Origin of the sequence: Bacillus cereus group sp. BfR-BA-01492 (genome assembly GCF_022662815.1) — a bacterium.
Lineage (GTDB): Bacteria > Bacillota > Bacilli > Bacillales > Bacillaceae_G > Bacillus_A > Bacillus_A cereus_BD.
The window spans coordinates 118650-131924 of record NZ_JAKUEH010000009.1 but is presented as its reverse complement, the minus strand read 5'-3'; the positions used below and the strand labels follow the sequence as shown (position 1 = coordinate 131924).

Genomic DNA, 13275 nt, shown 5'->3' with positions numbered 1-13275 from the left:
CTTAATAGAATGATTAAAAGGAGGTTTTATCATATGAGTTTTATCAGTATTCGCAAAAAATTGATATTCATGATGATAGCAACTTGTGCTTTATTCGGTATTGCATTAGCTCTTATTTTATTTTTCGCTACCGATCAATCCGAAAAAGCCGAGACATTACAAACAGATATCTCCCCTTTAGCAACAGAATTAAAGGAACATGGAGAGGCTTATCAAGTGCAACTTTCTGCTCTACGTGGTTATTTGTTACAACATGATCAAGTGGAAATCGACAAATTTCATGAAATGAGTAAATACATTGAAAGTACAAAGGACAAACTTCTTGCGGACTCTCATGCCACTCAACAGCTAAAAGATACAATGCAACTAGGGGCGAAATGGAGAGAGTTTATTGCAACAAAAGTCTTTCCACTTGCAAAAGAGGAGAAGTGGGAAGAAGCGATTAAACTTGCTGAAACAGAAAATGCTACTGTCTATAAAGTAATAGGTGATTTCACAAACTATAGCAATGAACAAGCAAAACTACGTGAACAATCTATTCAAAAAATCGACCAATTCTCATCGATCATTGAATATGTTGTATTGTTATCTCTTATTATCTGTAGTATTGTTGCCATTATTCTTGCATGGTGGTTCTCTGATAAACTGGTTAAACCAATTAAACAAATTGATATAAAGTTAAAAGAATTAGCATCTCAAGAAGGGGACTTAACAGGTCGTTTACAAGTAAACAGTAATGATGAAGTTGGCGAAATTGCTACTTCCTTTAATAAGTTGTTAGAAAATTTACAGCACATTATTCATCGAGTACAAAAAACATCTAAGGAAGTTCAAACAGCTTCTGAAAATATGCTCGAAAAAACGAATACATCACGAGAAGCTACATTAAAAGTTCAGCGGACCATGTCTGAATTAGAAACAAGTATTCAATCTCAAACTTCTAGCATGGAAGAAAGTTCTACTGCTATGGATGATATGTCCATTAATGTGCAGCGCATTGCGGAAGCCGCTTCTTCTGTTGCAGAGTTAGCTGTTACTACTTCAGATCATGCCAATAACGGTACTGCCGTTATTCAGAAATCGATTACACAAATGACAACAATTCATGAAGCAGTCAATGCTACATCAGAAGTTGTCGAACGTCTAATCACTCATACAAAACATATCGATACAGCATTGCAATCTATTTCTAACATTGCGGAACAAACAAATTTACTTGCTCTCAATGCTTCTATCGAGGCTGCTCGCGCTGGGGAACAAGGAAAAGGATTTGCGGTTGTCGCAGATGAGGTCCGCAAACTTGCGGAACAATCTAAAACAGCTGCAACTGATATTAACACGCTATTGCATCAAATTCAAAATGATACAGAAGCAGCAAGTTCTATGATGTCACGAGGACAAACAGAATCCTCAGAAGGAATTCATGTCATTCGCAAAGCTGGAGATTCCTTTACAACAATTGTGGAACAAGTAAACCATGTTTCTACACAAATACAAGATATCTCTGCAACAGCGGAAGAGATGGCAGCAAGTGCCGAAGAAATGAATGCATCTCTTAACAACATTGCTTCTATCGCTAATGAAGTATCAGCAGAAACGACTCAAACTGCAAAATCAGCGGAAAGAAAAGTAATTGTTATGAATGAAATGACTTCTACAGCAAGTCAAATGAAACGAACAGTAGAAGAATTAGATACGCTCGTATCGCGATTTAAAACAGAATAATTCCCCTCTTATCCAGGTATTCCTTTTAAAGAAGCCTGGATTTTTTTACTTTCTTAAACACTTTCTATTACTGCAGATGCTCTCGCACGAGATTCTCCACATATGTAGCGATATTCACAAGCTCGCGTTATTTCCCATATAATCTATATGTATGCTCCTTTCTGCTACTTACCACCATTATAGAAAGGGTTCCATGAAACAGTGTGAGCTATTTCACTGCATCTTTATCTTTTTTCCTTTATAATGAGAATGACTATCACTAATATTAGGAGTGTGCTGCATGTCAAAAGAATTTGAAGATAAGATATATGCAAACTTGGAAGCTGTGATTGATCCTGAATTAGGCGTTGATATCATCAATCTTGGTTTAGTATACGATGTTACCGCTGACGAACAAAATAACGTTGTTATTACCATGACGATGACTTCTATCGGTTGCCCGATGGCTGGGCAAATTGTATCCGATGTAAAAAAAGTACTATCAACAAATGTACCTGAAGTAAACGAAATAGAAGTAAATGTTGTTTGGAATCCGCCTTGGTCTAAAGAACGTATGTCCCGTATGGCAAAAATCGCTCTTGGCATTCGTGACTAATGTACAAAAGACCTGACTCAGCTGAGTCAGGTCTTTTCCCCTATTATTTTACACCTACCGCCTCATAAGCTTTGTCTACAGCTTGTACCGCTTTAGAATTTTCACCATATAAATCTTCAGCAGCTTGCAGGGCAGCTTGACGCATCATTTTAAAATCAGCATTTGCAGTTAAATATTTCGTAAGCGCATGATAGTAAATTTTTTCTGTCGCTTCGCGGCCAATGCCAGTTACTTTTACACCGTAATGCTCTCCGCCCTCAGAAACTAAATATGCCGCTTTATTATTAATACTACTATTAATATGAACGCCACCGTTATCATATGGCCCTACATAACGTTTGCTATAATGATCTGGGTACCCTTCACCTGGTTTTAACGGATTTGGAATCGAAGCTGGATCTTTCAGAGAACGAAGAGCATCTCCTTCAATATCAGGCGTGTAAATATCAGCCCCTATATCCCAGCTTTTCTTCTCAACCATAACGCCCATAATATCCGATATCGATTCGTTCAATGCACCTGATTCATTTTGATAAACTAAATTCGCTGTATATTCTGTTACAGCATGTGTTAATTCATGACCAATTACATCTAATCCTGCAGATAATGGAATAAATGTTTTTCCATCTCCATCACCATATACCATTTGTACACCATTCCATGCTGCATTATTCCAAGCCTCACCTACGTGAACAGCAGAAATGAGCTTTGCACCTTTATTGTCGAAAGAATTGCGATTAAAAGTCTTTTTATAATAATCATATACTTTTCCGGCATTTACATGTGCGTCAACTGCAGCTTTATCCTCAAAGAACTTGGATTTACTCTCTATTTCCTCTCCTGTATAACCAAGCCACTGTGATAAAATCATAAATAAATTCTCATCCATATTTTTTGCGTCAAATGTATGAACACCTTGCCCACGTTTACCATCAAACAAGTTATATGCACCTGTTTTCTCATCTTGAGCAATTTCAAATGATTCTTTGTTTCCTAATACACCATATCCAAAGCCTGTAATATGATCGATTGCATTATATTTCTCAATCACGTTTCCATTTGTTGCATCAATAAAATAATGCCAATATCCTGGAGCTGGTTTAGAAATAGATGCTTTTACAAGATAAGTAAGATAGTAGTTTCCGTCTTTTTCATACACGTATAAATCTTTTTTCACACCATCATAGTGACTCACTTTTCCAATTTCTTTTTCAATATTTGCCTTTGCAATATTTACAGCTTGTTCATCCGTAATACTTGTTGCAGTTGGAATATTTTTATCCTCTAAATTCGGAATGACTTGTCCGAAAAAAGCCTTCACATTATTTTCTTTATCAAATGTGATCGTTTGATCTGACCCATATACAGGAATGTTATTATATTTCTCAACTAGCTTCACATGAGTTGTCCCCGAGTTCTCATCTTTCTCTTCCCCAACAATATTGAAATGTTTTTCTACATTTCCGGCTAATTTGAACATTGCTTTCTTACTCTCTAAATATTGAAAGACAGATTCTTTTTTATCTACTCCTTCTGGTGCTTTCCATTCTTCACCTATGTAAGCAGGCGTTTTAAATTTTTGGTGATATTGAATTTGTTCTTCTGCCTGTGCTTTTGGTGTCCCTAATCCCCCAAATCCTAAAGCAATAACAGATAGAGCTAATGCGGACGAAACAATTTTCTTTTTCAAACGAGCACTCCCCATTCCCCAAAAATTTTTTGACACCCTTATATATTTCAAAAAAAGGAAAATATATCCTTTCACCAAATGTTGAGAAACAATTTTCTTACAATTCCATACCAAACAGAAAATAAAAGAAGTAGCGCATCTTTTTCATGCCCTACTTCTTTTTATAAGTCATATCTCTTATTGTTTTTTCATCTCAATCGCCAAATAATGTGATTGCTCTTTTGCTTGAATACGGATGTCCTCCTCAACAACTTCCGCTGCATCTCGCATGACAAGTGTTTCACCATTTACAATACCGCTTCCTTCAATTTGTACAAGATAAACTTGACGTCCTTCCTTTACAGGGAAACGAATCTCTTTTCCTGCTTCTAATGATAAAGAATATACATTTGCATCTTGGTGAATGGTAATTGGTGCATCACCATCAACTGGGGACACCATATGGAACCATGTATTTTCACGCTTATTCCAATCAAATTTAAACTCTCCATAGTTTGGCTTATGGCCAGCATAGTCTGGTAGAATCCAAATTTGTAATAGACGCAATGTTTCATTTCCTAAATTATGTTCACTATGAAATACCCCTGTACCAGCACTCATATATTGAACATGCCCACGCTCAATTGTACCGCGGTTTCCCATACTATCTTGGTGCGTTAGCGCTCCATCTACAACGTAAGAAATAATCTCCATATCACGGTGTGGGTGCATATCAAATCCTGTTTGTGCTGCTACTAAATCATCATTTATAACGCGAAGCACACCGAAGTTCATATTATTTGGATTATAGTAGTCTGCAAATGAAAAATGAAAATGTGTATTTAACCAACCGTGATTTGCTCTTCCCATATTTTTATGATCAATTTTTTGAAACATATTCTTCACCTCATTTTATCTCATATTCGAGATATTTTCTTAAAATTTTTTATTGTAACTTTCGAAGTAGTTCTAATAATTGTTGTTGTTCCTTATGATTTAACTTTCCAAATTGTTCTGCTTGAAATGTTTCTTGCGGTGGAACAGTTTCTTGATATAACGCTCTTCCCTTTTCTGTTAACGAAAGATATTTAGTCGTCCCTTCCCGTTCCCGCTGAATCCATCCTAACTTTTCCATCTTACTTAAAAGCTGCGTAATATTCCCTTTCGTAACAAATAACTTCTTTCCAAGTTCCTGTTGTGTTAATCGTTCTTGTCCACCAATTTGAGCCAAAACATCAAACTGTGCAGCAGACAAACTCCATTTCTTTAAATGCTGATTTGTTTCACGAATACTTTTGTTATAAAAGCGCGATAAACGGAACCATAATAACAAACCAAGTCTATCCTCTGTTTTCATTCCATCACCTCGCTCATTTCATATCATTAGTTTAGAACTAAACTTTAAAAATGTCAATTACTAAAGTTTAATAAGTAAAACGAAAGCATAGTAGATTTTATCACTATGCCTTAGTTTATTTTCCTTCTTATATACTCATTCATTTTTCGTTCAGCAAATGTACGAGCATCTCTTTCTATCCATCGTCGTTCATATGCCTCTGTATCTATATATAAAACATTCTGTTCATGCTGCATAGAGTGTCGAAACTCATGTAACAACGTTTTGAGCACTTGTTCATATTGTTCCCACCTACATATAAAAATGAGTCTTTTTTCTTTATGATAAAATCCGTTCAAAGGAAATAAAAATTCTTCTTCCTCTTCTCCTAACATTAAAAGAACTTCATTCGTCTCACACGTATCGCAAAAAATAACAGGAATTTCACACTTATCAATGAGTGAAAAAACATCGCTTTTCACTTGTTGAATATCCCAAGGAAACTCTGCATCCAGCACGTACCAATTTCCAGCTTGCTGATACACATTTTGAAACTGGAGTTCCATCTTCCTCCATTCCCCTTTCTACATCCCCTTTTTCTATATATATGCCACCACAAGAAGAAAAATAAACGTATATTCCTATATAACATTGCATCTCATTCAAAAAATCTTTTAAAATATTGTTTTAAAAGCTTGATTTATACCAATTACTAGATTATAATAATTATAAATTAGTAATCGATATAAAATAATAATTAAAAAGGAGATTGATCATATGAATACACAAGTAATCGAAGTATTAAACAAACAAGTAGCAGACTGGAACGTACTATTTACAAAACTACACAACTTCCATTGGTACGTAAAAGGACCTCAATTCTTCGTCCTACATGAAAAATTCGAACAATATTATACAGAAGCAGCTGAACACATTGATGAAATCGCAGAACGTATTTTAGCAATCGGCGGCAAACCAGTAGCAACAATGAAAGAATACTTAACACTATCTTCTGTTCAAGAAGCTTCTTATGGAGAAACTGCAGAAGGGATGGTTGAATCAATCTTGAAAGACTATGAAATGATGTTAGACGAACTCAAAAAAGGCATGGAAATTGCTGAAAACGCAAACGACGAAACAACATCTGACTTACTACTCGGTATTTACACAGAACTAGAAAAACACGCTTGGATGCTACGTGCATTCTTAAACAAATAATACACGAAACGCGGATCCGACTGACCAGCCCTGACAGATAAGGTTCTTTCGTACAGAAAGCGCTCTTTACTTTCTCATACGGAAGAACCTTAGACACAAAGAGCCGGCCGCTAGGTCATGAAAATACACTTCACAATGAAACGCTCCCAAATTTTTTGGGGCGTTTCATTGTGATTCATATTCTCATTGATTCTACTGAAGAGCTCTCCTCCCCTTTCTATCTTATCTCTCTATTCAAAAACGCATGTTAAAAAACATGCGTTTTTGAATTCGTTATTTATGATAATTGTTTCCACTTATTCCCCATTACAGGGCGCTGATACTGTTTCAAATGTCGCAACAATTCTTCTGCATCATCTGCTGAAACGATTAATTCTTTATTAGATGGATTCATAAATCCTTCTTCTGCTGCACGATCTACCATTTGCAAAATCGGCTCATAAAAACCTTTCACATTTAATAAGCCAACTGGTTTATCATGAATTCCAATTTGCGACCAGCATACCACTTCAAATAATTCTTCAAACGTTCCATATCCACCAGGTAACGCAATAAATGCATCTGCAAGTTCTCCCATTTTCGCTTTGCGCTCATGCATTGTTTCTACTTCAATGAATTCTGTTAATCCTTCATGAACAATCTCTCCACGAAATAATCCACGAGGCATAACACCTGTAACATGTCCACCTAGACGTAACACTTCATTTGCTACTTCTCCCATTAACCCTACACGTGAGCCGCCATATACTAGCTCATAATTATTTTGGACAAGCATTTGTCCAAGTTTAATAGCCTGCTCTTTAAATTCGGGTCTCTCTCCTAAGTTCGAACCTGCAAATACACAAATCTTTCTCATACCTACACCCCAAAGCTATATATTGTTATGATACAATAAACATTGTACAACATATTGAGGGGATGGGAAAGAATTGAATATAGTTGAATTTCAAAGATGGATCGAGGAATTTTATGAAAAACGAAACTGGTTACAATATAATGCCTTTATTCGCTTAAATTTCTTAACAGAAGAAGTAGGTGAAGTGTCCCGCGTTGTGCGTGCCATTGAAATTGGACGAGATCGCCCTGATGAACAAACAAAAGGACAAGAAGAATTAGCACGAGAACTAAAAGAAGAACTTGGAGATGTACTAGCGAACCTTATTATTCTTTCACAGAAATACGACCTTGATTTACAAGATATTATGGAAGCACATGTCACAAAGCTTTCCAAAAGGTTCGAAACATCTAAATGAGAAGACGCCAAACCAAAAAGCAATGAGCCCACGCCCATTGCTTTTCTTACGAATTAAAGCATAACCCCAACGATAACCGCTGATAAGATACTTACTAATGTTGCACCATATACAAGTTTTAATCCGAATGATGATACAACGTTCGCTTGTTTGCCATCAATACTCTTCGTTGCACCTGCGATAATTCCGATAGATGAGAAGTTCGCAAATGATACAAGGAAGATTGATAAAATACCTACTGTACGAGCTGATAAATCACCAGCTACTTTTCCAAGGTCAAGCATTGCCACGAATTCGTTCGTTACTAATTTTGTTGCCATAATTTGTCCTGCTGTTAGCATCTCTGATGTTGGAATACCCATAATAAATGCTAATGGTGAGAAGATATATCCTAAAATGCTTTGGAATGTGATTCCGAAAATCGAATCGAATACACCGTTAATTGCTGTAATTAATGCTACGAAACCGATTAACATTGCCGCTACTGTTACAGCGATAGAGAAACCAAGCATAATATATTCGCCTAACATTTCAAAGAATGTTTGTTTCTTATCTTCTTGTAATTCTAAAATATCGTCCTCTTCTTTTACATCATATGGATTAATAATATGAACGATAATGAATCCACTAAATAAGTTTAATACAAGTGCTGTTACTACATATTTCGGATCAATCATTTTCATATAAGAACCGACGATTGACATCGATACTGTTGACATGGAAGATGCACAAAGTGTATATAAACGATTTTTCGGTAATTTACTTAATTGATCTTTTACTGTAATAAACACTTCACCTTGACCAACAATTGCAGCTGCTACTGCATTATATGATTCTAGTTTTCCTAAACCATTAATCTTACTTAATACGAAACCGACTGCACGAATGATAATCGGTAAAATTTTAATGTGCTGCAAAATTCCAATTAATACAGCTAAGAAAATAATTGGTAATAGTACTGTCAAAAAGAATGGTGCTTGTCCATCATTTGCTAGACCACCGAATACAAAATTAACCCCTTCTTCTGCATATTTTAAAATAGCGCCGAAACCATCTGCAATTCCTTTTACTAACACATATCCTATTTTTGTATTTAGTAAGAAATAGGCTAACGCTAATTGAATGACAAGCATAATTGCAATTGGTTTATATTTAATTTTCTTACGATCGGAACTTACAAGAAAGCCTAGTACAAATACTACCAGTAAACCAATTAGAAACATTACTAGTTTCATATGTGAATCCCCACTTCCCATGTGTTATCGGTTGTCCAACGAATGACGTCTGACTACTAATGTTAAAAAATAAAAAAACTCAAAATCAGTAAGCGTTTACATAAATTGCAATTTACAAATAGCGGTCTCTTCTTCCCTACCTTACTCAAAGTCTGAAATGGATACCACCTACAACACAAATTGTAAGCGTTATCTAACAGAAATGCAACATAATTTTTCCCTTATAGACAAAAGCAGTGAGTTTATGCTCACTGCTTTTGTCCTTTATAACATTACACCAACAATAATTGCTGATAAAATACTTACTAAGGTTGCGCCATATACAAGGCGTAATCCAAACGATGACACAACATTTGATTGATTTTCGTCGATTCCTTTCGTGGCTCCTGCGATAATTCCAATGGATGAAAAGTTTGCAAAAGATACGAGAAATACAGAGAGAATTCCGACTGTACGAGCAGATAATTCCCCTCCCACTTTGCCAAGATCAAGCATCGCAACAAACTCATTTGATACTAATTTTGTTGCCATAATTTGACCCGCTGTTACCACTTCCGATTTTGGAATACCCATTACAAATGCAAGAGGAGAGAAAATATATCCTAAAATAGCTTGGAATGTAATTCCAAAAATCGCATCGAACAAGCTATTAATTGCTGTAATTAATGCAACGAAACCAAGTAACATCGCTGCTACTGTTACTGCAATTGTAAAGCCAAGCATAATATATTCGCCTAACATTTCAAAGAATGACTGCTTCTTTTTATTTTCTAATTTTAACGTGTTTTCTTCTTCTGTAACATCATACGGATTAATAATATGAATAATAATAAATCCGCTAAATAAGTTTAGTACAAGTGCTGTTACTACATATTTTGGCTCAATCATTTTCATATAAGAACCAACAATTGACATCGATACTGTTGACATGGAAGATGCACAAAGTGTGTATAAACGATGCTTTGGAATTTTACTTAATTGATCTTTTACCGTAATAAATACTTCCGCCTGACCAACGATTGCAGCTGCTACTGCATTATATGATTCTAGTTTTCCTAAACCATTTACTTTACTCAACAGAAAACCAACAGAACGAATGAATAGCGGTAAAATTTTAAAGTGTTGCAAAATCCCAATTAATACAGCGAAGAATACAATTGGTAATAACGCTGTGAGGAAGAATGTCGTTTCCCCCTTATTCACAAGACCTCCAAATACGAAAACGATTCCAGATTCAGCATATGTGAGCAATGCTCCAAATCCATCAGAAATTCCTTTTACTAAAATATACCCAATCTGTGTACTTAATAGGAAATATGATAATGCCAATTGAACCATAAGCATCACCGCAATTGGTTTATACTTAATTTTCTTTCGATCTGTACTTATAAGAAAACCAAGTATAAATACAACAAGTAATCCTACAAGAAACATAACAAATTTCATATATAAAATCCTCCGTTTAAAACTTATTCAACATTTTAGTAAATTATTAAACATTGAACGTCTGACCATACAAAATAATCAATAATCCGAACTTTTATCTTTTACATAAAAACGAATATGATATCAATAAAAATCAATTTATCTCCTATTTACAAAGGCCTTAACCATTCTAACATAAATTTAAATTCACATCCTTATATTTCCGAAAAAAATTACAATAAACATAAAAAACTTATTAATGTTCGTCTTTTATAAATCCACAAAAAAGGTATCAGATTTTCTCTGATACCTCCTTATTACATAGTTTGTTCTTTTCCTTCTACTTTAGAATCTTCCCAGCACTCTGTATTTTCTAGCCCTGGAATCGAACTTGCATGAAACACTGGGTCTTTTCCTTGTTTCTTTTGTTTTACATAGTCTGATAATGCTGTAAAGGCAAACTTAGATAGAAATACAATCGCCACTAAGTTAATAACAGCCATAATTCCCATAAATAAATCTGCTAAATCCCACACAATTTGAATTGTAGCTACAGAACCAAGTATAACCATACCAAGCACTGCAATTCGGTAAACGATTAATATCCCTTTACTTCCATTTAAGAATTCAATATTTGTTTCACCATAATAGTAATTCCCAACAAGTGAACTAAATGCAAATAAGAAAATCGCGACTGCTACAAAAATAGATGCCCAAGGTCCAATATGTTGACTTAATGCTTGTTGTGTTAATTGGATACCATTTGTATGAGCTAATCCTGATACATCTGATAATAAAATAATAAATGCTGTACAACTACAAATTAACAATGTATCTGTAAATACCCCTAATGTTTGGATAAATCCTTGTTTGACTGGATGTGTTACATTCGCAGTTGCTGCTGCGTTTGGCGCACTCCCCATACCAGCTTCATTTGAAAATAATCCACGTTTTACCCCTAATAAAATAGCCGCTCCAAATCCACCACCAACAACTTCTTTAATCCCAAAAGCATGTAAAATAATTTCTTTAAATAAGCTTGGAATCTCTGTAATATTTGTAATGACTACAAACAGGGCAACTCCTATATAAATAAGTGCCATAACAGGAACAATCATTTCGACGGCGCGAGCAATTCGTTTTACCCCACCAAAAATAATAATTGCTAACAGCCCAGCCATTACAACCCCGACTAATCTACTATCTGTATGAAATGCGCCATCAAATGCTGCTGCTACAGTATTTGACTGTACAGCATTAAAAATCAAACCAAAACTAACTGTAATTAAAATAGAGAAAATAGCACCTAGCCAGCGCTTATTTAGCCCTTTTTCCATATAATACGCCGGTCCCCCACGGAACGTATTTCCATCTTTCACTTTATAAATTTGCGCTAATGTACTTTCTACAAAAGCAGATGCACCACCAATTACCGCAATCAGCCACATCCAAAACACAGCCCCAGGTCCACCAGTTGAAATTGCAATTGCTACACCTGCTAAATTACCTGTACCTACACGAGAAGCTGTACTCATACAAAACGCTTGGAACGAAGAAACACCACTCTTTTCCTTTTGTGCTTTACGTGTTTTCGAACTCGCTCCATCTCCTAGTAAGCGAATCATTTCACCAAAATAGCGAATTTGAACAAAATTAACTCGTAAAGAAAAATAAATACCAATACTAATTAACATCCCAATCATAATATATGTCCAAAGAACATTATTTATATCCGTAATCAATCTCGCTAACATTTCCATCAAATCACTTCCCCTCTCTTAACAATAAGAAAATTATATTCTAAAAAATTTTAAGAATCAACAAGTTTCGACAAAAAAATGTTAGGTTTTATGACATGATAGTGTAATTATTTATAACATCGTTTATTTTCTAAACAAACTGGGCATAATTATTTTTCATACAATGGAATTGACAAACAATAAAGCTGTAACTATAATGATTACATCAGATTGATAAAACAACCTGAGCATAAAACTATCTATCCACCTTTAGATATATAGCGTTACTACTTATTTTATAAAATTTCGGAGGGATTTCTTATGAAAATTGGAATTATCGGAGCAAACGGAAAAGCTGGAAGTCGCATTATGAAAGAAGCACTTGATCGCGGTCATGAAGTTACTGCAATCGTACGAAGTGCATCAAAAATTACAGACAAGAATGTAAAAGTATTAGAAAAAGACGTATTCGATCTTACTTCCAATGACCTTCAAGTATTCGATGTAGTTGTGAACGCATTTGGCGCTCCAGCTGGTAAAGAGCATCTTCACGTTGATGCCGGAAACGTATTAATTGAAGCAATGAAAGGTGCACCACATACAAAATTAATTGTTGTCGGCGGCGCTGGTAGTCTATTTGTAGACGAAGCAAAAACAACACGAGTATTTGAAACACCAGGTTTCCCAGCAGAATATCTTCCAACTGCTCAAAACCAAGGCAAAAACTTAGAAATTTTACAACAAACAAATGATATCACTTGGACATTCATTAGCCCTTCTGCTCTATTCACATTAGGAAAACGTACTGGTTCTTATAAAGCTGGTAAAGATCACCTTCTTGTTAACTCAAAAGGCGATAGCTATGTAAGTTATGAAGATTTCGCTGTAGCAACACTTGATGAAATCGAAAATCCAAAACACGAAAACGAACGCTTCACAGTTGTTTCTGAAGCAGAATAATAAAGTAAAACTCCCACCTAAAATCTTGAGGTGGGAGTTTTACTTCTTATATAATAGTTTCCATCCAAAACCATCCACTCATTTATCTCTTGTAAGGTGTAGATGATTTTGCGCTTCAGA

The 13275-nt window shown here is 35.2% G+C and carries 13 protein-coding genes; 5 read left to right on the top strand and 8 right to left on the bottom strand.

The features are described 5' to 3' along the window. The first annotated feature begins 33 nt into the window (after nt 1-33). Nucleotides 34-1725: a methyl-accepting chemotaxis protein gene (locus MR063_RS13185; protein ID WP_242198382.1), complete on the top strand. Its 1692-nt coding sequence runs from the start codon at nt 34-36 to the stop codon at nt 1723-1725. A 280-nt stretch (nt 1726-2005) separates the two neighbouring features. Continuing rightward, on the top strand, nt 2006-2320 hold the full coding sequence (locus tag MR063_RS13180) for a metal-sulfur cluster assembly factor (protein WP_012096071.1): 315 nt from the start codon (nt 2006-2008) through the stop codon (nt 2318-2320). A gap of 43 nt (nt 2321-2363) precedes the next feature. Here the strand turns inward: MR063_RS13180 and MR063_RS13175 are convergent, their stop codons facing one another. The 4 genes from MR063_RS13175 to MR063_RS13160 all read right to left on the bottom strand — a co-directional run bounded on the left by MR063_RS13175 (nt 2364) and on the right by MR063_RS13160 (nt 5891). Continuing rightward, nucleotides 2364-4010: a M4 family metallopeptidase gene (locus tag MR063_RS13175; RefSeq protein WP_242198379.1), complete on the bottom strand. Its 1647-nt coding sequence runs from the start codon at nt 4008-4010 to the stop codon at nt 2364-2366. Between the two features lie 177 nt (nt 4011-4187). Beyond that, nucleotides 4188-4886, bottom strand: a complete 699-nt coding sequence (locus MR063_RS13170) for a pirin family protein (RefSeq protein WP_242198376.1) — start codon at nt 4884-4886, stop codon at nt 4188-4190. Nucleotides 4887-4935: 49 nt separating this feature from the next. Next, nucleotides 4936-5346, bottom strand: coding sequence for a MarR family winged helix-turn-helix transcriptional regulator (locus MR063_RS13165; protein WP_242198373.1), 411 nt, complete (start codon nt 5344-5346; stop codon nt 4936-4938). A gap of 110 nt (nt 5347-5456) precedes the next feature. Continuing rightward, on the bottom strand, nt 5457-5891 hold the full coding sequence (locus MR063_RS13160) for a DUF3920 family protein (protein ID WP_242198370.1): 435 nt from the start codon (nt 5889-5891) through the stop codon (nt 5457-5459). A gap of 211 nt (nt 5892-6102) precedes the next feature. Between MR063_RS13160 and MR063_RS13155 the strand changes: the two genes are divergently transcribed. Next, entirely contained in the window at nt 6103-6543 is a 441-nt protein-coding gene (locus MR063_RS13155; protein ID WP_242198367.1) for a Dps family protein, read from the top strand. 277 nt (nt 6544-6820) lie between these two features. On the opposite strand, the gene MR063_RS13150 is transcribed toward MR063_RS13155, so the two are convergent. Then, nucleotides 6821-7399, bottom strand: coding sequence for an LOG family protein (locus tag MR063_RS13150; protein ID WP_242143966.1), 579 nt, complete (start codon nt 7397-7399; stop codon nt 6821-6823). A 73-nt stretch (nt 7400-7472) separates the two neighbouring features. Between MR063_RS13150 and MR063_RS13145 the strand changes: the two genes are divergently transcribed. Further along, entirely contained in the window at nt 7473-7796 is a 324-nt protein-coding gene (locus MR063_RS13145) for a MazG-like family protein (protein ID WP_242198364.1), read from the top strand. 53 nt (nt 7797-7849) lie between these two features. On the opposite strand, the gene MR063_RS13140 is transcribed toward MR063_RS13145, so the two are convergent. From MR063_RS13140 to MR063_RS13130, 3 genes are all read right to left on the bottom strand, one after another. Beyond that, on the bottom strand, nt 7850-9031 hold the full coding sequence (locus MR063_RS13140) for a NupC/NupG family nucleoside CNT transporter (RefSeq protein WP_242143964.1): 1182 nt from the start codon (nt 9029-9031) through the stop codon (nt 7850-7852). Nucleotides 9032-9295: 264 nt separating this feature from the next. Further along, complete coding sequence (locus MR063_RS13135) at nt 9296-10477, bottom strand: NupC/NupG family nucleoside CNT transporter (RefSeq protein WP_242198361.1); 1182 nt, start codon at nt 10475-10477, stop codon at nt 9296-9298. Nucleotides 10478-10773: 296 nt separating this feature from the next. After that, a complete protein-coding gene (locus MR063_RS13130) occupies nt 10774-12216 on the bottom strand; it encodes an alanine/glycine:cation symporter family protein (protein ID WP_242198359.1) in 1443 nt (480 codons plus the stop codon). A 300-nt stretch (nt 12217-12516) separates the two neighbouring features. Here MR063_RS13130 and MR063_RS13125 point away from each other — a divergent pair, with 300 nt between their 5' ends. Beyond that, entirely contained in the window at nt 12517-13155 is a 639-nt protein-coding gene (locus tag MR063_RS13125) for an NAD(P)-dependent oxidoreductase (RefSeq protein WP_242198357.1), read from the top strand. Nucleotides 13156-13275: the final 120 nt, after the last annotated feature.

Coding starts and splice junctions, on each gene's coding strand:
- MR063_RS13130 (WP_242198359.1), bottom strand. CDS start 12,216: ATGGAAATGTTAGCGAGATTGATTACGGATATAAATAATGTTCTTTGG.
- MR063_RS13140 (WP_242143964.1), bottom strand. CDS start 9,031: ATGAAACTAGTAATGTTTCTAATTGGTTTACTGGTAGTATTTGTACTA.
- MR063_RS13160 (WP_242198370.1), bottom strand. CDS start 5,891: ATGGAACTCCAGTTTCAAAATGTGTATCAGCAAGCTGGAAATTGGTAC.
- MR063_RS13135 (WP_242198361.1), bottom strand. CDS start 10,477: ATGAAATTTGTTATGTTTCTTGTAGGATTACTTGTTGTATTTATACTT.
- MR063_RS13150 (WP_242143966.1), bottom strand. CDS start 7,399: ATGAGAAAGATTTGTGTATTTGCAGGTTCGAACTTAGGAGAGAGACCC.
- MR063_RS13185 (WP_242198382.1), top strand. CDS start 34: ATGAGTTTTATCAGTATTCGCAAAAAATTGATATTCATGATGATAGCA.
- MR063_RS13165 (WP_242198373.1), bottom strand. CDS start 5,346: ATGAAAACAGAGGATAGACTTGGTTTGTTATTATGGTTCCGTTTATCG.
- MR063_RS13180 (WP_012096071.1), top strand. CDS start 2,006: ATGTCAAAAGAATTTGAAGATAAGATATATGCAAACTTGGAAGCTGTG.
- MR063_RS13170 (WP_242198376.1), bottom strand. CDS start 4,886: ATGTTTCAAAAAATTGATCATAAAAATATGGGAAGAGCAAATCACGGT.
- MR063_RS13155 (WP_242198367.1), top strand. CDS start 6,103: ATGAATACACAAGTAATCGAAGTATTAAACAAACAAGTAGCAGACTGG.
- MR063_RS13125 (WP_242198357.1), top strand. CDS start 12,517: ATGAAAATTGGAATTATCGGAGCAAACGGAAAAGCTGGAAGTCGCATT.